Annotated in this window: 14 protein-coding genes and 4 pseudogenes; 2 read left to right on the top strand and 16 right to left on the bottom strand. The window is 38.4% G+C overall.

Features of this window, described 5'->3' with window-relative positions; genetic code table 11:
* Positions 1-79: 79 nt before the first annotated feature.
* The 9 genes and pseudogenes from whiA to SRT_RS03820 form a co-directional block, all read right to left on the bottom strand.
* Positions 80-990 (bottom strand): annotated as a pseudogene (gene whiA / locus SRT_RS03865) (DNA-binding protein WhiA).
* Positions 987-1,964, bottom strand: a complete 978-nt coding sequence (locus tag SRT_RS03860) for a YvcK family protein (RefSeq protein ID WP_128833104.1) — start codon at positions 1,962-1,964, stop codon at positions 987-989. The pseudogene whiA and the gene SRT_RS03860 overlap by 4 nt, the downstream one beginning before the upstream one ends.
* Positions 1,961-2,851: an RNase adapter RapZ gene (gene rapZ, locus SRT_RS03855; protein WP_128833103.1), complete on the bottom strand. Its 891-nt coding sequence runs from the start codon at positions 2,849-2,851 to the stop codon at positions 1,961-1,963. The genes SRT_RS03860 and rapZ overlap by 4 nt, the downstream gene beginning before the upstream one ends.
* Complete coding sequence (locus SRT_RS03850) at positions 2,844-3,602, bottom strand: DUF1003 domain-containing protein (protein WP_128833102.1); 759 nt, start codon at positions 3,600-3,602, stop codon at positions 2,844-2,846. The genes rapZ and SRT_RS03850 overlap by 8 nt, the downstream gene beginning before the upstream one ends.
* A 130-nt stretch (positions 3,603-3,732) precedes the next feature.
* Positions 3,733-4,110: a RidA family protein gene (locus tag SRT_RS03845; RefSeq protein ID WP_002263719.1), complete on the bottom strand. Its 378-nt coding sequence runs from the start codon at positions 4,108-4,110 to the stop codon at positions 3,733-3,735.
* A 28-nt stretch (positions 4,111-4,138) separates the two neighbouring features.
* Positions 4,139-5,230 carry an iron-containing alcohol dehydrogenase family protein gene (locus SRT_RS03840; protein WP_128833101.1) on the bottom strand — a complete coding sequence of 364 codons (1,092 nt, stop codon included), beginning with the start codon at positions 5,228-5,230 and terminating at the stop codon, positions 4,139-4,141.
* Positions 5,231-5,754: 524 nt separating this feature from the next.
* A complete protein-coding gene (asnS, locus tag SRT_RS03830) occupies positions 5,755-7,101 on the bottom strand; it encodes an asparagine--tRNA ligase (RefSeq protein WP_128833100.1) in 1,347 nt (448 codons plus the stop codon).
* A gap of 47 nt (positions 7,102-7,148) precedes the next feature.
* Positions 7,149-8,330 (bottom strand): pyridoxal phosphate-dependent aminotransferase, encoded by a 1,182-nt coding sequence (locus SRT_RS03825; RefSeq protein ID WP_128834026.1) that lies wholly within the window; start codon positions 8,328-8,330, stop codon positions 7,149-7,151.
* A gap of 65 nt (positions 8,331-8,395) precedes the next feature.
* Positions 8,396-10,849, bottom strand: a pseudogene (locus tag SRT_RS03820) (bifunctional DnaQ family exonuclease/ATP-dependent helicase); the annotation flags it as partial.
* A gap of 264 nt (positions 10,850-11,113) precedes the next feature.
* Here SRT_RS03820 and SRT_RS03815 point away from each other — a divergent pair.
* Positions 11,114-11,947 (top strand): alpha/beta hydrolase, encoded by an 834-nt coding sequence (locus tag SRT_RS03815; protein ID WP_128833098.1) that lies wholly within the window; start codon positions 11,114-11,116, stop codon positions 11,945-11,947.
* Between the two features lie 57 nt (positions 11,948-12,004).
* Here SRT_RS03815 and SRT_RS03810 read toward each other — a convergent pair whose 3' ends face one another.
* From SRT_RS03810 to SRT_RS03800, 3 genes are all read right to left on the bottom strand, one after another.
* Positions 12,005-12,757 (bottom strand): esterase family protein, encoded by a 753-nt coding sequence (locus tag SRT_RS03810; RefSeq protein WP_161940021.1) that lies wholly within the window; start codon positions 12,755-12,757, stop codon positions 12,005-12,007.
* Between the two features lie 131 nt (positions 12,758-12,888).
* Entirely contained in the window at positions 12,889-14,067 is a 1,179-nt protein-coding gene (locus tag SRT_RS03805) for an ATP-grasp domain-containing protein (RefSeq protein WP_128833097.1), read from the bottom strand.
* A gap of 143 nt (positions 14,068-14,210) precedes the next feature.
* Complete coding sequence (locus tag SRT_RS03800; RefSeq protein WP_128833096.1) at positions 14,211-14,975, bottom strand: (S)-acetoin forming diacetyl reductase; 765 nt, start codon at positions 14,973-14,975, stop codon at positions 14,211-14,213.
* Positions 14,976-15,099: 124 nt separating this feature from the next.
* Here SRT_RS03800 and SRT_RS03795 point away from each other — a divergent pair, with 124 nt between their 5' ends.
* Positions 15,100-15,738 (top strand): MBL fold metallo-hydrolase, encoded by a 639-nt coding sequence (locus SRT_RS03795; RefSeq protein WP_128833095.1) that lies wholly within the window; start codon positions 15,100-15,102, stop codon positions 15,736-15,738.
* Between the two features lie 27 nt (positions 15,739-15,765).
* On the opposite strand, the pseudogene ftsX reads toward SRT_RS03795, so the two are convergent.
* From ftsX to queG, 4 genes and pseudogenes are all read right to left on the bottom strand, one after another.
* Positions 15,766-16,700 (bottom strand): annotated as a pseudogene (ftsX, locus tag SRT_RS03790) (permease-like cell division protein FtsX).
* Positions 16,693-17,384: pseudogene (gene ftsE, locus SRT_RS03785) on the bottom strand (cell division ATP-binding protein FtsE). The pseudogenes ftsX and ftsE overlap by 8 nt, the downstream one beginning before the upstream one ends.
* A 21-nt stretch (positions 17,385-17,405) precedes the next feature.
* A protein-coding gene (prfB, locus tag SRT_RS03780; RefSeq protein ID WP_100199922.1) for a peptide chain release factor 2 occupies positions 17,406-18,501 on the bottom strand; the annotation gives its coding sequence in 2 pieces (ribosomal slippage) (positions 17,406-18,428 and positions 18,430-18,501; 1,095 coding nt in all).
* 49 nt (positions 18,502-18,550) lie between these two features.
* Complete coding sequence (gene queG, locus SRT_RS03775) at positions 18,551-19,675, bottom strand: tRNA epoxyqueuosine(34) reductase QueG (protein WP_128833093.1); 1,125 nt, start codon at positions 19,673-19,675, stop codon at positions 18,551-18,553.
* Positions 19,676-19,787 lie beyond the last annotated feature (112 nt).

Genomic DNA, 19,787 nt, shown 5'->3' with positions numbered 1-19,787 from the left:
AAGGTTAAAGAATCATCAGTCTCTAGGACTTCTGTTTTTTTTGACACAGCGTTTAGTCCTTATTCGATTCCTTTCTTTATTATAAATCTTCAGCAATTTTATTAATTTTTCTTAACCTATGATTAACGCCGCTCTTGGTTAAAGGTGCAGCTAAGCTATCAGCAATCTGCTGGATAGAAAAGTCAGGATGAGCTGCTCTGATTTGGGCAATCTGCTGCAATTCTATTGGCAAACTTTCCAAACCAACAGTTTCTTTTATTTTGTTAATATTATTAATCGTTTTGATACTAGCATTAATCGTCTTAGCAATATTAGCTGTTTCGGCATTGCTGGTACGATTGACATCATTTCTTGTTTCGCGCATAACTTTAATATTTTCAAAAGCTGCCATGCCTTCCATACTGCCGATAATAATCAGAAAATCCATGATATCTTCTGCTTTTTGCAAATAAGTAACTGCACCGTGTTTATGCTCGATCACCTTGGTATCTAACATAAACTTTTGCATTAGTTTTGCTAAATCTTCAGCATGATCAAGATAAACAGAGAAAATCTCCAACTGATATTTGCCCGATTCAGGATCTCGGATGGAGCCAGTAGAAAGGAAGGCTCCTTTCAAATAAGAACGGCCAGCATCATCATCAGATAAAATTTGCTGTCCAATGCCAGTTTCAGTTCCAAAAAAGAATCCGAAAGCTGTAAATCGGCCAATATTTGTTCAACATTGTCATCTAAAAAAACAGTATAAACACGGTTTTTTCGCAAGTTGGTTTTGTGATGGTACTTTATCTCAGGATTAATCCGATAGAGTCGTTCCAATAAGGCGTAAATATGGCGAGCAATTTTAGCATTTTCAGTAATGATGGACAAACTGAGCTTTTTATCTGTCAAGCCCAAACTCCCTGACATCTTAATAATAGCCGACAATTCATTTTTGTCAGCTGAATTCAAATTTAAGATTTCTTCTTTCACCTGTGTGGTAAAGCTCATAGCTCTTTCACCTTGATTAAATTCATCAATTCAGCCACAACACTTTTACCATTGTGAAAAGCACCGCCATTTTCCAAACAAAGAAAATTAGAAGAAACCACTCGGGGTACCTGCTCTTGAAGTCCAGCAAAGTCATGCTCTACTTGAATGAGGTATTCATCAAATCGATTAGAATTCATATAATCCTGAGGGACTTTTTCTACATTAACCAAAACGGTATCAATAAAGTTTTGTCCCAAATGACGATTGAGAACTCGCACATGGTCAGCATCTGTAAAGTGTTCCGTTTCGCCATATTGAGTCATAATATTGCAAACATAGGCCACTTCTGCCTTGGTCTCACAGAGTGCTTTTCCAATTTCATCAATGACTAAGTTTGGGAGAATGGAAGTGAAGAGCGAACCCGGACCTAGAACAATCATATCACTTTCCATAATAGCATCAACAACCTTACGACTGGCAGTCGGCTTAGCATCGTCATAGCTATTAGCCACATAGACATGATCGATCATCCCTTTATGCTTGGCAATCTGACTTTCACCAACCACTTCCTGCCCATCCTGAAAAACAGCATGAAGCGTTAAAGCCTTTTCACTTGAAGGATAAATCTTACCTGTTGTATGGAAAAATTTTGACAATATCTGCATAGCATTGTAGGTAGAACCCTGCATCTCAGAAATACCTGCAATGATTAAATTTCCCAAAGGATGACCGGCTAATGCCCCGTCTTCAGCGTTAAAGCGATATTGAAAGATTCTCTCATAAAATTTTGGCATATCACTCATAGCAACTAAGACATTCCTAAGATCTCCTGGAGGCGTTAATTGCATAACATGACGGATAGCACCAGAACTGCCGCCATCATCTGCTACAGTAACGATTGCTGTGATATCTACCTCTTCATGACGCAGACTGTTGAGAATAACAGGTATCCCTGTTCCACCGCCAATAACAGTTATTTTAGGTTTTCTCATGAACGATTCACCGTCTCTTTACGCCGATTTTTATCACGATGGCTCTCATTAACTGTCCAATTTTGTCCCAAATCTTGAGCCAGCCGATGAGCAAAAGCTACACTGCGGTGCTGACCACCTGTACAGCCAATAGCAATAGTCAGAACAGATTTCCCTTCCTTTTGATAACCCGGTAAAATAGGTGCTAACAAAGCCAATAAGCGTTGATAAAATTCTTCTGACTCCTGATGCTGCATAACATAATCTGAGACATCTTTATCCAGTCCTGTTTTATCTCGCAGCTCTGGTTTATAGTACGGATTAGGCAGAAAACGCACATCAAAAACTAGATCTGCATCCAAAGGTAAACCATATTTGAATCCAAAGCTGACAACCTCTAAACGAAAACTGGTTTGATTTTTCTCAGCAGAAAATTGGTCGGAAATGGTTTTACGGAGTTGACGTGGTGTTAAATCGGTCGTATCAACAACATTTTGGCTGAGATTCTTCAAGGGTGCTAACAGCTCTCTTTCAAGAGCGATACCATCCAAAACACGGCCAGTTGTAGCCAAAGGATGACTGCGACGTGTTTCCTTATACCGTGAAACCAATTCGCTATCTGTAGCATCTAAAAAGAGAATTCGAAAATTAATCGTCTCATTTAAGTCAATCTTATCTAAAATAGAACTGACCTCCTTAAAAAAGAGACGGCTGCGCATATCAACTACCAAAGCCACTTTATCATTTTCACCGCTGCTTTCGACTAATTCCAAAAATTTGGGAACCAATGCTGGCGGCATATTGTCAATGGTAAAATAACCCAAGTCTTCAAAAGACTGAATGGCAACTGTCTTACCGGCCCCACTCATACCGGTCACAATAACCAAGTCAATTTTTTTATCACTCATTTTCTTCTTTCACTCCTTCCATTTGATTTTGCATGCTTTCTAAACGTGTCAGCTGACGGCTAATAGCTGCCAGCATTTCTGTCTGTAGTTTTTGTATTTCTAACAGCTCACTTTGGTCTTGCTGAACAATATGGTCCAATTTAGCATGCAGAAAACGGATTTCTTCTTCAGATTTCTTATTAACATTAAAATCATTTAAAGCTTGCAAACGGTCGTATTCTGCCGCCCGATTTTGACTCATCATAATGAGAGGAGCCTGAACTGCTGCTAGAGTGGATAGAGCAAGGTTGAGTAAAATAAAAGGATAGACATCAAAATGCAGACCAAACAGGCGCAACTGATTGATTAGCATCCAAGCTGCCATCAATAAAATAAAAGAAATAATAAAGGTCCAAGAACCGCCAAATTTAGCCACAGCATCGGCAATTTTTTGCCCAAAGGTAATCTTTGCCTGCAGTTGCTCATCAACATTAATATTGTCTTCTTCCTGACTGAGAGCTGTTACATAACCTTTGATGCTCTCATTTTTTTCCTGAGCTCGAACAATAATTTTGCCCATATATCTAAGACTATACTTTGTTAAATGCACATAAGCAATAAAATCATCATCCTTAAGCTTAGGATAATCCTCTAATAACTCATTTTTAAGCCCTTGATCTAAATTTTTAAATAAGGCACCATCTACTTTTTGATAACTGCGACCATCAAAAATATCTTTATAAGTTTGTTTCTTATTCAAAACCGTCGTCATATTTTTCTCCACCCTAACCAGAAAAGAGCCTGAGAATAAGTTATTCTCAGAACAGCTTTCTTATGATTAATCATTGATTCATCAATAAATTCTGCCAAAGTACTCTTTTTGATTCACTATTAAAAACTCTTTAAATAAGTTCAGCAATAACCTCAATTTCAATCTTAACATCTTTTGGCAAACGCGCCACTTCAACGGCTGAACGCGCCGGAAAATCAGATTTAAAAGCTGTTGCATACACCTCATTAAAAGGGACAAAGTCATCAATATCACTCAAGAAGCATGTTGTCTTGACGACATGATCAAAGTCTGTTCCAGCTTCAGTTAAAATGGCTGAAATATTTTTTAAGACTTGTTGGGTCTGCTCTTCAATAGTTGTCCCAATCACTTGACCGGTTTCTGGTGACAGGGGAACCTGACCAGAAGCAAACAATAAATTTCCAACGATTTTTCCTTGGACATAAGGTCCAATTGCTGCAGGTGCTTTATCAGTATGAATTTTTTTCATCTTTCTTCCTTCTTTCTTTTTATCTCGTTTACATTTGTTGACCGAGATGATCAACTGTACGGATAGCCTGAGCGAATTTTTCAGGATCAAAAGGTGTATTGCGGTATTCATTAGTTGTCAAAGCAACTTCAACAATTTTAGGAATATCTTCCTGAGTCAATCCTAGTTCCTGCAATCTGATTGGCAAGCCTAATGCCTTGTTGAAATTAGCCACACGTTCCAGTTCTTCTTGTTCATCAAAATAAGCATGCAAGACTAACACACCATAAGAAACAACCATACCATGAAGGTATTCTCCTTCGCGCTTGACGGCAGTTGTGCCATTATAAAAAGCATGGGCATGACAAGAGTTGTAGTAAAAATCAGGCTGATTGACCAAGTTAGAAGCATAGCCAGTTGATACTACAATATCAAGTGCAATTTCTTCAACTGCCCGAGATACTTTGTTATTTCGTACATCTTCCAGCCCTTGCTGACCATAACGATAAAAGGCCTCTTTTGAAGACAGTGCCACAGCCTCACCTAATCTTGCGGTATGAGGAAACTCTGCTGTCCCTGTTTTCTTTGCTTCCAAGATCGCATGCTCAACTTCAGGAGCTTTTGAAATACCATCGCCAATACCTGCCCAAAAGTACTTCTCAGGTGCTTGTGCAATAACTCGCGTATTAATAAAAATATGAAGCGGCGAATCAGGATAACCATATCTTAAAAGAGAATGATCATCATTGTAAACGACTGCAATCGCCGTCCCTGCCGAACAATTAGAGCAAATTGTCGGGAAGGTAAAGGTGGGTTTATCCAATTCTTTAGCAACCATTTTAGCTGTATCAAGCGCTTTTCCGCCTCCAAAACCAAAAATAGCTTCCGCTCTCTGTACATCTGGATTAGCTACCAGTCTATCAATGTTTGTTTGTGTCGAATCAAGGCCGTAGACAAAGCTGCCCGTCACTTCGATACCTGCCTGCGCCAAAATACTACGAACCTCATCCTCACTGCTGGCCAAGGCTCTTTCTCCCCCAATCAAGACCACGCGCTTAATATGATAGGGTTTTAAGACTTCGGGAATTTCTTGATAGCAGTCCTCACCATAACTATAGTTTGCCATTATAGTAGTTGTCATTATCTTTCCTCCTATGAAATAATGGCCATCGTCTTTTTCTAGGCGGTGACAATCTATTAACGAAACAAAACAAAAGATGATTTTCAAGCTATTTGAAGAGCACCTTTTATACCTGCTTGACGCTTTTTATTATAGCAAAATATTCAGAAGATTAAAACAAGGACTTTTACAGAAGAAAAAACCAGCCTTATACCTAGAACTTGTTTAGAATGTAAACAAGCCTATTTTTCAACATAAAAATCTGTTTAGCTCTGTAAATTCCGATTTTTATTTCCTTTATTTGCAAACGAGGCAAACCTCATCAAACGAGAGTTTTCGCCGCGATAAAAGAGGCTGGGCAAAAACTCACCAAATAGTAAAAAGCCTTAAAATCAACTTATCAAAAATGTTGGTTTTAAGGCTTTTTAAATATCATAATATTTTTGACTAGAAACAGAATTTATGCTCAGTCTCTCGGTCTGAACCAGATTTGTATCTTATCTAGAGATAACTTTCACCAGATTCAGCAATAAAGTTAAGACTCTCTATGGTTCAATTCTATGGAGCATCCGCGGGAAAGGAATGGCTTCACGGATGTGTTTCGTTCCTGCCACAAAAGTCACCATACGCTCTAAACCAAGACCGAATCCACAGTGCGGAACAGAACCATATTGACGCAAGTCAAGATAAAAGGCATAATCATCCGGATTAAGTCCGTTCTCTTTGATTTTCGCAAGTAAAGTATCATAATCTGTTTCACGTTCAGAGCCGCCAATGATTTCACCATAGCCCTCTGGAGCAAGCAAATCAGCACAGAGAACACGATCCGGATTACCCGGTACCGGTTTCATGTAAAAAGCTTTTAAGCTAGCCGGATAGTTGACGACAAAAGTTGGTATTCCAAAGTAATTGGAAATCCATGTTTCATGAGGCGATCCAAAATCATCTCCATGCTCAATATGCTCATAATCCGTATCCTCATCTTCTTCGTGCTCTTGAAGAAGTGTAATCGCATCATCATAAGAGACACGTTTAAACGGTTGGGCGATATACTTCCTGAGTAAAGCCGTATCGCGTTCTAAAATACCAAGAGCCTGCGGTGCCCGATCAAGAACACCCTGAATGAGGGCCTTGACATAAGCTTCTTGCAAATCAAGGGACTGTTCATGAGACAGGAATGGGTATTCTGCATCCATCATCCAAAACTCTGTCAGATGGCGGCGTGTTTTTGATTTTTCAGCACGGAAAACAGGTCCGAAATCAAAGACGCGGCCAAATGCCATAGCACCTGCTTCCAAATAGAGCTGACCTGACTGACTGAGAAAAGCAGGCTCACCAAAATAGTCTGTCTCAAAAAGATCCGTTGTGTTTTCTGCTGCATTGCCCGATAAGATTGGACTATCAAATTTGACAAAGCCGTTTTGGTCAAAAAACTCATAAGAAGCATAGATAACAGCGTTACGAATCTGCATAATGGCCATCTGCTTTCGTGAGCGCAGCCAAAGGTGGCGATGATCCATCAAAAAATCAGTTCCGTGCTCTTTTGGCGTAATAGGATAATTGTCAGATGTCCCAATGACTTTTAAGTCAGTCGCATCCAACTCATAACCAAATTTTGAACGTTTGTCTTCTTTGACAATTCCCTTAATTTCAATTGCTGTTTCTTGGTTAAGATGTTTAATAGTATTGAATTTTTCAAGTCCTGCTTCTTCACCAAATTTTTCGATAAAATTAGGCTTAAAAGCAACCGCTTGGAAAAAAGCTGTTCCATCACGCAACTGTAAGAAAGCAATTTTCCCTTTGCCTGATTTATTAGCAACCCAGGCACCGATAGTAACTTCCTCTCCGACATGATTTTTCACATCAATAATAGATATATAGTCTTTAGACACAATAATCTCTTTTCTAATTTTTATTTTAAGTTGAATAACTTGTTTTTCTATTTTTCCATAAAAGCTTGTATGCGATTGATAGCTTCCTTAAGAGTAACCATATCTGTTGCATAACTCAGACGGACATTTTCTGGTGCACCAAAGCCAGCACCTGTTACCAAAGCGACACCTGTTTCTTCTAAAAGAGCTGTCGTAAATTCTGTTACATCAGTATATCCCTTCATTTCCATGGCTTTTTTAACATTAGGGAAAAAGTAAAAGGCGCCTTCTGGCTTAACAACATGAAATCCCGGAACTTTTGCCAACAAAGGATAAATAGTATTCAATCGTTCTTCAAAAGCTTGACGCATCACTTCAACTGTATCTTGATCACCTATTAAAGCTTCGATAGCTGCATATTGGGCTGCTGTTGTTAGATTAGAAGTTGTTTGGCTAACAATTTTAGACATAGCTCCAATAATTTCAGGTTCACCAACAGCATAGCCAACACGCCAGCCTGTCATGGAATAGGTTTTAGATACCCCATTAATCACAATTGTTTGTCGACAAATAGCCTGTGAAATTGTTGAAATAGGCGTAAATCTTGCGCCATTATAAACCAGACGGCCATAAATATCATCAGATAAAATCAAGATATCATGCTTAACAGCCCAATTACCAATAGCTTCCAATTCTTCCTTACTGTAAATCATCCCTGTTGGATTAGATGGACTATTGAGCACAATCATTTTGGTCTTGTCAGTTCTTGCAGCTTCCAATTGTTCGACTGTTGCTTTAAAATGATTTTCTTCACTTGTCCTGATAAACACGGGTACACCATCATTCATCTTGATTTGATCTGCGTAAGACACCCAAAATGGAGTTGGAATAATCACTTCATCTTTTGGATTAATAACAGCTGCAAACAAAGCATAAAGAATAAACTTAGCTCCAGTGCCAACCACAATCTGTTTGCGCTCTACAGAGTATCCATAAAACTTTTCAAAATATTGACTAATGGCATCCTTAAGTTCAGAAAGACCTGAAGCAATTGTGTAAAAAGAAGCATGTCCATCTCTAATTGATTTAATAGCAGCTTCTTGAATATTCTTAGGTGTTACAAAGTCAGGCTGTCCTAAAGAAAGTTCTAAAACATCTCGTCCCTGAGCCTTAAGTGTTTTAGCGCGGGCACTTGTTGCCAAAGTAACAGACTCTTCCATTTCTAAAACGCGCCTTGATAATTTAGTCATCATGTCTCCTTAATTATTTCCTTTAATTACTAAATCATTTAGCTTTTATACACTAATACTATTTATTATATCAAAAAATGAGTCACTTCAACGAGAATCTTCTGAAAATGTTGACTCGAAACGGAGAAATGACTAGCCAGAGCCTGATAAATTATTTTTCCATAGTTTTTATTGACAACTCGACTATCTAAAATAACAATTGCTGAAAGCTGCCTGTTATTGCGCCTTGTTCGGCCAATAGCCTGCCGCAAGCGTAAAATGCTTGTTGGTAAAGTATAGTCATAAAAAGGATTTTTACCTTCCTGCCGTAATTGACGATTTAATTTTTTAACAAACAAATCCTCCGGATTATCAAACGGCAAACGCGTGATGACCTCAATCAAGCGGTCTTGCTCAACAAAATCAACACCTTCCCAAAAACTGCCTGTTCCAAGCAATATATCAGCTTCTCCACGATCAAAACGCCGCTTAATATTAAAGGGACTTCCATTTTTCTCCTGAGTCAAATGAGTAAGTTTCGCTTCATCCAGCAAATCAGAAACAGCAAACATCGTTTTTTTAGAATTAAAAAGAACCAACATGGGCTGCTCTAGCTGAGCCAATTGCAGCAGCCGTTTGGTAAGCAATGTTTCATACTCTGAATCTGATATATCATTTACTCTAGGCATTGTCTTATCAACCCAAATAGCCTGCTGACGTGATTTTTCTCCCGAAATACTATCAAAAGTAAACTGTTCAAAGCCAAGAAGGTCCGCTAAACTCACTTTGGGACTAATTTGAAGAGTAGCTGAAACCAAGTAAGTCTTTTTGGTAGCCGGTAAAAATTGTGTAAAGTCAGTAAAATCAAGACGGGCTGACTTTAGAAGAACCGTTCGATGATCCCAAAAGAAATCTTCTTCAAACCAGAAGTCTGAATAAGGTTCTTCAAATAAAGCTTGTAAATCCGCTAACTCTGGCAGAGATAATTCTGATAAATGCTGCCGCAAGCATTTAATAGTTTCTTTCTTAAGTGACTTTCGCTTTTCCTTATTAAAAAGATATAACAAATGATTTAATTCAAACTGAATGCTTTCTAACAACCGTTTTTCTAAAATCTTTTGAGAATTCTCCAAAAGCTGGTTAAGAGCCCGTAAAGTCTCAACCATGTTGACTTGACGCCTTGAAAACTGCTCCAAGGTCAAAAATAGTCTCTGCGCTTCATCAATAACCAAAACCTGATTTTCAACAAAGGCCTGATCATCTTCTATACGCGTCAAGAGATAGGCGTGATTAGTAATAAGCAGGCGGCTTGATTTTGCTCTTTGATAACTTTTCTGCCAGAAATCAAGATGATAAAAAAGGGATTGCTTACTCAAAATGCCATCATGCCTGATTTCATCAAAATAAGTAGCATAGCGTTGTTTTTGCTTGATCTCATCAAGATCGCCAGTTCTTGTTTCCAACAACCAAACCAAAAGCTGCATCTTATAACGATTAAGCAAACGATTACCATCTTTTCTCATCAAAGTCTTATAAAAGCTATCTAATTTGAGGTAATTTTGAGGACTCTTTAAGCTGTGACTATTGATATGAAAAGCTTCTCTTAAAGCCTGTGCCTCATTAGCCATGATTTGATCTTGAAGAATTTTGGTTGGAACACTGACAATTATCTGCTCCTCCCCATGCTGACTAAGAAGCGGTAAGAGGTAGCCATAGGTTTTGCCAATGCCTGATTGAGCCTCAATAAAACTAGCCCTACTATCTTCAAATTTTGCTTCAATAACTTGGGCAAATTTAAGCTGCTGAGTTCTTTCTTCAAGGTCTAACAAAGCGATATTAGTCGCAAAATCCTGCGATAACTGCCGTTCTTTTAAAAAAGGTTCTTCTTTTTTTAGGACAATTCCTGCTACTTCCTGATAGTCTGATGGCAAGTGATTGGAAGCTGCTGAAAAAGCTTCTTCAATAGGTAATTTGGATTCATACAGAAGACTGTCTGAAAATTGCAGGATTCTCTCCAAAGTCAACTTAGGAAGACCTGCCATTTTCTGTTTTAATTTCAAAAAAAGTTCCGCTGTTGCTTTCGCATCGGCAATAGCCGTATGAGCATCTGACAAGTCAATCTTTAAAAGCTCTGTCAAATTTCCCAATGAATATTTTTCAAAAGTTGGGAAAAAAACTTGTGCCAATTCAACCGTATCAACACGAGGTGTTAACAGCTCAAATCCTTCTAAAAAAAGATGTTCTGCCAAAAGATTAGCATCAAATTTAACATTGTGAGCAACAAAAACACAGTCAGCAATGAGATGATAGATGTCAGCTGCTACTTCGGAAAAATCAGGTGCCTGCTGCAATTGAGCATCTGTAATTCCTGTCAATCTGATAATAGCCTTAGCAAGCGGCTTATGGGGATTGACATCTGTAGTATAAGTTTGAACGATTTGTTCATTTTCAATAATCACAATCCCAACTTGAATGATGGAAGCTGAGTGGCTGGCACCTGTTGCCTCCAAATCAACCACCGCATACTTTCTTGTTTTTTCTCCGTCATAACATTAAAATTATAACATATTTCATCAGAAAATGATGGCGTTGTTTCCTTTCCTACTGTGTTCATAAAAGTGAGTTAATTGGTCTATAATGACTGTCTAAATACCTAGGCGCCAATTACTGAATTAGCTGAATAAAAACAACTATTAGGGTAAGTTCATTCACATTCATTTTCTATTTTAAGCGATCTCTGCTATTTTTTCACATTTTTCTATGTTATAATAGGCTTAATTCGATTTCTTCAAGGGAGATATACTGTGAAAAAGAAAACCAAGCTGAATAATTACTATCTTGAAATGATGGAGCATTATCTTGATGTCCCTTATTACAATGAAAAAAGGCGCGTTCGTGTGCTCCTACCCAAGGATTACGACAAGGAAGATTGGGCTTCTTATCCCGTTCTTTACATGCACGATGGGCAAAATATTTTTTACAGTAAGGAATCCTTTTCAGGCTACTCTTGGAAAATTATTCCAACGCTTAAACAGCACAAGGAACTGCCTAAATTAATTGTCGTCGGTATTGATAATGCTGGTGACAACCGTCTCAATGAATATGCTCCTTGGATGACCGATGTTGGCACAACGCCTGAAACTGCTAGCAGTGGCGGGGATGGGATGGCCTATGGTGAATGGGTTGTCAACACTGTTAAACCCTTTATTGATCAGACCTATCGTAGCAAGACTGATCCTGCCAATACACTCCTAGCGGGCTCTTCCATGGGCGGCATCATTACCGCTTATATGGGAGCTGCTTATCCTCATATTTTTGGAAATCTAGGTGTCTTTTCTTTGGCTTCTTGGTTCAGTGAGCGTGATTTTCTGCGTTTTATTGACCATCATCCTTTAGATAAAAATAGTAAAGTCTTTATCCAAGTGGGTACCAAAGAAGGAGATGCTGTTGATGATGAATTTGCACCGAATATGAATCAAGCTTACATTGACTGTACTCTTCATTATTATCAATCCCTCTTACGAACAGGCCACCCGATGGAACATATTGATTTGCATATTATGGCCAATGAAATTCACCACGAAAAATATTGGGCTAATCATTTTATTGAATTTCTTAAGTTTACTTTGAAAGAGTAGACAAAAAAAGCAAACGGCTTCACTACTGTTTGCTTTTTTGAATGGTAGTTTATAAAATCAAATCCGTCCTTCTTCTTCCAGTTTTCCTAAGAAATAAGGCATCTGCACACGCCACCATTCCCAGTCATGGGCAACGTCTGTTCCCCAAAAGTCAAACCATGCTGGAATTGATTTGGCCTCAAAAGCTTCTTTCAAGCGAATGGTATCAATGATGTGCGGCTCTTCCCAAGCTCCTTGACCGACCGCAACGATGAAGCGATTGCGACGATAACGCTCCAAGAACCAAGAATCTTCCTGATTCCAGAGGTAATCAATAGGAGAATTGTAATAAACAGCAGGATCCCCATAAAATTCACCTGTAAAGAAACGCGCATCATAAACCCCAGATAGTGCTACAGAAATATCAAATAAATCTGGATGACGCAGGGCAAAATTCACCGTATGGAAAGCTCCCATTGAACAGCCAGTCGCCATCATCATCCCATCCCAATTTGATTCATAGCGAATCAGTGGCACCAATTCATGAATAATATAGCGATCATAGGCTTCATGCGCTAGAGCCATATCATGACCTGATTTTCCCTCAGCCAACCATGACTCTCTATCTAAAGAATCAGGTGTGTAAAATTTCACCAAACCACGGTCAATAAAACTTTGGCAGGCTTCAATCATACCAAAGTCGCCATATTCATTCTGACTGCCGCCCGATGATGGAAAGACAATAATCGGTTTTCCAGCATGTCCGTAAACATTAAAATACATTTCTCGGCCCAATTGACCAGACCAGTGATTTCTTCTTTCAAAATACATAGTTAAGATACCAAGAGCGACCAGAAAAGTACTTGAAATTAAGAAATTAAGATTTGTTAAACCTTTTGCTCTTGTTCAAGCCTTTTGATCGCCTTTATTTCCTTTCAAATATTATCATTAAAGCTTAAAAGTTAGATTTTAGCATGGGCAAACTGAACAATATCTCGTAATTCATCCATGGTTTCAGTCCGTGCAAGGATACCGACTTCACCCATAATTTTAGCAAAAATACCCGGAACAGACTCTATTTCAATAATATGATGACCGTATTTAGTTTCAATATCCTCTATGCTATGCGCATAATGTTTATTAGCCTTACGAGCTATATAAACAACGTTATAAGGATGAGTGATATGAGCATCAAAACGATTGTCTTTAACAATATGGGCGTACTCATTAAAAACATCAAAATCATTGGCATAGTCCCACATATCAATGGTCAGGCCACCCGGCGGACGGCAGTTAACTTCAAGCGCCATTAAATCTTTCGTCTTTTTAATACGGAAGAATTCAAAATGGAAGAAACGTTCTTTAACATTGAAGGCTTCGACACATTGCTCACCTAGTTTAATCAGCTCTGGTGAAATATCGCGAGGGACATAATAGAACATATCATTATCCTTCTCCACTGTATCAAGGACAGCTTCAGAGTATTCCAAGCTGGAATAAAAGACAATATTACCTTCGTGATCCGTCAAGCCATCAAATGTAACGATATCGCCATCAATAAATTCTTCCATGATATAGTCAACTGTGGGATTTTGATAGCCAAAAAAGTCTTCCAATTCTGAAGCTGACTTGATTTTGTATGTATCCGAAGCACCAACACCAGAGTTAGGCTTAATGATAACCGGAAAACCAAGTTCTTTAGTCAAAGCACGAGCATCTTCAGCACTAGCAAAGACACGACCACGGGCAACTTTGATGCCTGTTTCGCGGAAAATTTCTTTCATCTGTGCTTTCGTTTTGATAGAAAGCATATCTTCATTTTTATAACCAAAAACATTAAAGTCTGTCCGCAAATGGGCATCTAATTCCAGCCAATATTCATTATGAGATTCGATGCGATCAATTTTGCCATACTTATGAGCAAAATAAGCGACAGCACGGTAAACCTGATCATAATCTTCCATATTATCAACACGGTAATACTCCGTTAAATGATCACGTAAGCCCTGACTTAATTGCTCATAAGGAGCATCCGCAATCCCTAGCGTATTGATACCATTTTCATACAAACGGTGGGCAAAAGTTTCAAAATTTGCCGGAAAATGGGGGGAAATCATTACAAAATTCATTTTTTTATCCATAAATAAATCCTCTTATCGTTTCTACTTCTTTAGTCTAGCACAATTTTTAGGATAATTCTATGGAAATGACAAAATTTTCTGATTATTTACTCTTTCTGATAAAATGACCAAAATAAAAAGACCCTAAGGCCTTTTTCTCTATTTTAATGAAACTGCATGCCACCATCAACTAATATGGTCTGGCCAGTGACATAGTCTGAGTCAGAGCTGGCTAAGAAAGAAACGACATTGGCAACATCTTCTGGTTTTGATAAACGCTGCAAAGTGATGTCCTTGGCAAATTGCTGCATACCCCATTCATCATCTTTACCAGCATTTTGACCGACCTTATGAGCAATATCATACATCATCGGTGTTTTAACAATACCAGGCGCAAAAGCATTAACTGTAATACCATCTTTAGCTAAGTCACGCGCTGTTACCTGAGTAATTCCGCGTACAGCAAATTTAGTTCCTGAGTAGAGTGTCAACTCTGGATTTCCGACAACTCCAGCTTGTGAACTAGCATTGATAATCTTTCCACCATGTCCCAAAGCTTTAAAATGCTTATAAGCAGCTTGCGTCCCCCAAATGACACCTCCGACATTAACACCGTAGACCTGTTTAAATTGTTCTTCTGTGATTGTTTCAACTGGAGTTGTTGGTCCAAGGCCCGCATTATTAACCACAACTGACAAATCTCCAAATTTTTCAACAACTTGATCGAAAGCATCAAAAACAGCTTCACGTTTTGAAACATCTACCGTTACTGCTAGGGCATCTGCCTTGGAAATACCAGCAGCGGCTTCTTGAACTGCTTGAGCATTGTAATCAAGCATGCCAATTTTAAAACCATCTTTGTGAAGACGTTTAGCAATGGCCAGGCCAATTCCCTGACCTGCACCAGTAACAATTGCAACTTTTGTCATATTAAAAACCTCCATTCCCGAATAATAATAGTATAAACTCGACAAAAAATAAGGTCAATTAAAAAATGACGGCTTTGCTTTCTTTTTGATTTCAAAAAGAAAGCATTTTTGTTAAACTAAAGATATGAAAATCTTAAGAACTTTAAACGATGCTGCTCGTGAAAATACCTATTACCTTGTTAATGAAGAGGCAGTCCTCTTGGTAGACCCTGGAAGCAACGGTGATGATATCCTTGATCAATTAAAGAAAATCAATAAACCTATTGCCGCTATTTTACTGACCCATACCCATTACGATCACATTATGAGTCTTGATTTGGTACGGCAGCATTTTAATTATCCGCCAGTCTATGTTTCTGAAAAAGAGGCTTCTTGGCTGGGCAGTCCTATTGACAATTTATCAGGATTGAGTCGTCACAGTGATATGGAAGATGTGGTTGTTTCTCCTGCTGACTTTTTCTTTAATGATAACACGGATTACCATATGGCTGGCTTTCATTTCAAAGTTGTTCCAACACCTGGACATTCTTGGGGAAGTGTTTCCTTTATTTTTAGAGATGAAGAAATAGTTTTGTCGGGAGATGCCCTCTTTAAAGAAAGTATTGGGCGGACAGATCTGCCTACTGGAAATTTTGATGAGCTCATTAGCAGTATAAAAGAAAACCTTTTTACCCTGCCAAATCATTTTAAAGTTTTCCCAGGGCATGGCTTTGATACAACAATTGGACATGAAAAGAATTTCAATCCTTTCTTTAACCAGTAAGCAAAAAAGCCCAATTCAAGGGCTTTTTTATATCTTCAAGAATCGTCTCATTGATAAAATTGAGCCTAAAGCCCCAATCAAAATACCAACGATAAACATGGCACCAATAAGGTAAAAGATGAAAGGACTTGGTTCGTAAAGAGAGAGATTTTGAGCAGCAAGATTTGGATTGAATTGTTCAAATGCAAAGATATACAAGTAACCCACAACAGCCGCTGGAATAATCGCTCCGATAAGACCAACCCAAGCTCCTTCAAAGAAGAATGGCGTTCTGATATAGCCATTTTTGGCACCAACTAAACGCATGATTTGAATTTCATTGCGACGTGACAAAATGGTTATACGAATCGTATTGGAAATCAAAAAGATAGCAACCAAAACTAGAAGGCCAGTTCCTGCAAGTCCCCATGTTCGAACAAAGTTAGCCAAACCAAAAATACGATCAGTATCTGTGCCGCCATAAGCAACTGAATCAACACCAGAAATTTTCCCAATAGCTTTAGCTACTGTTTTGACTTCACTAGGTGAAGTTGTCTGCACAATGTATACATCATATAAAGGATTGGAATCCCCATCAAACAAGTTCCAATCGTCTCCCATGGTTTTCTTAAGTTTCTCTAATTGTTCATCCTTACTTGAAAAGGTAATTGATTTAACGTGTTCAATTTTTTTAATTTGATCATATACCTTATGATAATCAGGATTATTAACCGTTTTATTGGCATCATTCGAATCTACATAAGATTTAACATTATCCTTAGAATCAACTTGCAAATAAGTATTAATCTGAACATTTTTTTCAATACCAGATGCTAACTTTTCAGTATTTAAGAGAAAGGCTGCAAAGATACCGACCAAGATCAAGGTAATGGTTACAGAGCTAACCGCTGCAACAGTCATCCAGCCATTACGTTTTAAATTTTAATGGATTGCCATAAATGACGGAAAAATCTTCTAATCATTATATCCATACTCTCCTTCCTCTTCATCACGAACAATACGACCATCTTCAATGGCAACAACACGATGACGAAGTGTATCTACAATTTGGCGATTGTGAGTTGCCATCAAAACAGTCGTCCCTTGAAGATTAATACGTTCAAGCAACTGCATAATTTCCCATGAGATTTCAGGATCCAAGTTACCTGTAGGTTCATCGGCAATCAAAACCTGTGGATTATTGACAATGGCACGTGCGATTGCCACCCGTTGCTGTTCACCGCCTGATAATTGATCTGGAAAAGAGCGCATTTTGTGTTTCAGCCCGACTAAATCAAGAACTTCTGTTACACGCTTTTTAATAACACGCGGTTTTTCACCGATAACTTCCATGGCAAAAGCAATATTTTCAAAGACCGTTTTGTTAGGCAAGAGTTTATAATCTTGGAAGACAACCCCAATACTACGACGCAGAATGGGGATTTCTCTTTTCTTCATCTTAGCTAAATTAAATTTGCCAACTTTAAGAGCCCCTTTAGTCGTTCTTTCTTCACGATAAAGCAATCTAATAAAGGTCGACTTTCCAGCACCTGATGGACCAACTAAATAAACAAATTCACCTTGATCAACTGAAATTGTTATATTTCGCAGAGCAGTTGCACCGCGGTTATATTTTTCGTAACACCCTTCATTTGGATTAATGCCATAATTTTTATTTCCTCTCGTTTTTATTCCATACGCCATTTGAGAAAGGCGTCAATAAAACCATCTAGCTCACCATCCATGACCCTATCTACTTGAGAAACTTCATAGTTTGTCCGATGATCTTTCACCATAGTATAAGGTGTGAAAACATAAGAACGAATTTGACTGCCCCAAGTGATTTCCTTTTTATCACCTTTGAGAGCATCCACTTCTTGAGCCTTTTTTTCCTGCTCCATTTGATAAAGTTTAGCCTGAAGCATTTTCATGGCTCGATCGCGATTTCCATATTGGGTACGATCTACCGTCGAAGCAACAACAATGCCGCTAGGAATATGGGTCAAGCGAACTCCAGTTGACACTTTATTCACATTTTGTCCGCCAGCACCACCAGAACGGAAGGTATCCATCTTGATATCTTCATCTCTAATATCTACTTCTATGGTATCATCAAGCTCTGGCATAACCTCAACAGAAGCAAAGGAAGTGTGGCGACGTTTGGCTGAGTCAAATGGTGAAATTCTGACCAAACGATGAACACCCATTTCCGATTTTAAAAGACCATAAGCATTTGGGCCTTCAAAAGATAAAGCGACTGATTTAATCCCAGCCTCATCACCAGCTTGATAATCCAAAACGTCTACTTTGAAACCCTTGGCATTTCCAAAGCGGGTATACATTCTCAGCAGCATGTCACCCCAGTCTTGGGCTTCTGTACCGCCAGAACCCGGATGGATCTCCAAAATAGCATTGTTAGCATCATAGGGCTCTGATAAAAGAAGCGTCATCTCATAACTGGTCATAATCTTATCAAGCTTGACAAGGTCTTCTTCAAGTTCGCCTTGCAAACTATCATCTTCTTCTAACATTTCTTGCAACAATTCTGTCTCATCCGACAGTTCCTGCATGCTGTTGAAGGTTTCATATTTGAGCTTAAGTTCGTTTAACTCTTGTGATGTCTTTTGGGCGGCAATGTTGTCATCCCAGAAGTCTGGTTCTGTCATTTGATTTTCTAAAAGAGCGATTTCTTCTTCTAAGCGATCTAAGTCAAAGAGACCTCCGAAAGCTAGTCAACTTCTCTTTATTTTCTACTATTTTTTGGCGAATTTCTGCCATATCCATATTATACATACCTCATTTTCCAGTATCTTTTTATTCTATCATAGTTCTTTTAAAATTGCCATCTATTAAGCAGAGCAGTTCGCTCTTTTATAATAGCGTCATTATCTGAATGAATGCTTAAAATGAAATCATACAATTCTTGAGTTGGCTTTTTGACAATTTCACCCAAAGCCCAGATAGCTGTTGCAGTATGGATAGGATTATTATTCTTGTCAATGATTTCCATAAGTTTGACAAGGGCACTTTTATCATGACCATTAGCTAAGGCAATAATGGCATTGCGCTGTAAAATATTTTTTCCCCGCCAAGAACCAGCAATCATACCAAATTTTTTCTTAAATTGACTATTAGACAGTTCTAAAAACGGCAGCAATTCCGGCTCTGCAAGTTCAGGATCGATTTCACTGGCCAAAGGATTATGAATCCCTTTATTATAAGGACAGCAAATTTGGCAAATATCGCAGCCATAAATAACAGTTTTGATTTTTTTACGAAATTCTAAGTCCATCATGCCCTTATCCTGCGTTTGAAAGGAAAGACAGCGCTTAGCATTCATACTGCCGTCACCAAGAAGACAGGAAGTTGGACAGGCATCTAAGCATCTGTGACAATCACCGCAATCATAATCAACAGGACTGTCAGGCTCAATTTCTAAATTCGTAATAAGTTCACCTAAGTACATGTAAGAGCCAAACTCTTTTGAGATGACTAAGCCATTCTTGCCAATAAAACCTATTCCAGAGCGCTGAGCAACGGCTGTATCAACCAAAGCACCCGTATCTACCATAATTTTATGCTCTAAAGGGAAATCTTGACATAAACTTTCAATACCTTGCGCCAAACGCTGTAATTTCTCCTCCAAAACATAATGATAATCCAATCCCCAAGAATTTGGCGTAATTTTGCCGCGTTTATACTGAGTCTTAGGTGGTTTGACAGGCAATTTATGTGGGTAGGCTACCGCTATTGAAATAATGGTTTTAGCACTAGCTAAAGAAAGTCTGGGCTTGATACGCTCTTCAATATTTTTATGTTCAAAACCTGAAGAACGCCCTTCTTCAACAGAAGCACGTAATGATTTTTCTAAATAATCAAAATCATCAGCTGTTGTAAACCCTATTTTTGAAATCCCAATATCTTGAGCTAATTGTTTGATTGCTTCCTTAATCATCATAATTTTATTTTAAAGAAAACAGCAAAGACTGCAAGAGTCAGTTATTCTCTCAAACTTTTCAAACAGCTTAAATACACTGATTTGTTATTGTTAAAACCTGTAATCTACAGAA

The organism is Streptococcus troglodytae (assembly GCF_002355215.1).
Lineage (GTDB): Bacteria > Bacillota > Bacilli > Lactobacillales > Streptococcaceae > Streptococcus > Streptococcus troglodytae.
Note: the sequence above shows the minus strand (reverse complement) of the source record. Positions and strands in the feature narration are given on the sequence as shown.

Coding starts and splice junctions, on each gene's coding strand:
- SRT_RS03860 (WP_128833104.1), bottom strand. CDS start 1,964: ATGAGAAAACCTAAAATAACTGTTATTGGCGGTGGAACAGGGATACCT.
- rapZ (WP_128833103.1), bottom strand. CDS start 2,851: ATGAGTGATAAAAAAATTGACTTGGTTATTGTGACCGGTATGAGTGGG.
- SRT_RS03850 (WP_128833102.1), bottom strand. CDS start 3,602: ATGACGACGGTTTTGAATAAGAAACAAACTTATAAAGATATTTTTGAT.
- SRT_RS03845 (WP_002263719.1), bottom strand. CDS start 4,110: ATGAAAAAAATTCATACTGATAAAGCACCTGCAGCAATTGGACCTTAT.
- SRT_RS03840 (WP_128833101.1), bottom strand. CDS start 5,230: ATGACAACTACTATAATGGCAAACTATAGTTATGGTGAGGACTGCTAT.
- SRT_RS03825 (WP_128834026.1), bottom strand. CDS start 8,330: ATGACTAAATTATCAAGGCGCGTTTTAGAAATGGAAGAGTCTGTTACT.
- SRT_RS03810 (WP_161940021.1), bottom strand. CDS start 12,757: ATGTATTTTGAAAGAAGAAATCACTGGTCTGGTCAATTGGGCCGAGAA.
- SRT_RS03805 (WP_128833097.1), bottom strand. CDS start 14,067: ATGGATAAAAAAATGAATTTTGTAATGATTTCCCCCCATTTTCCGGCA.
- SRT_RS03800 (WP_128833096.1), bottom strand. CDS start 14,975: ATGACAAAAGTTGCAATTGTTACTGGTGCAGGTCAGGGAATTGGCCTG.
- SRT_RS03795 (WP_128833095.1), top strand. CDS start 15,100: ATGAAAATCTTAAGAACTTTAAACGATGCTGCTCGTGAAAATACCTAT.
- queG (WP_128833093.1), bottom strand. CDS start 19,675: ATGATGATTAAGGAAGCAATCAAACAATTAGCTCAAGATATTGGGATT.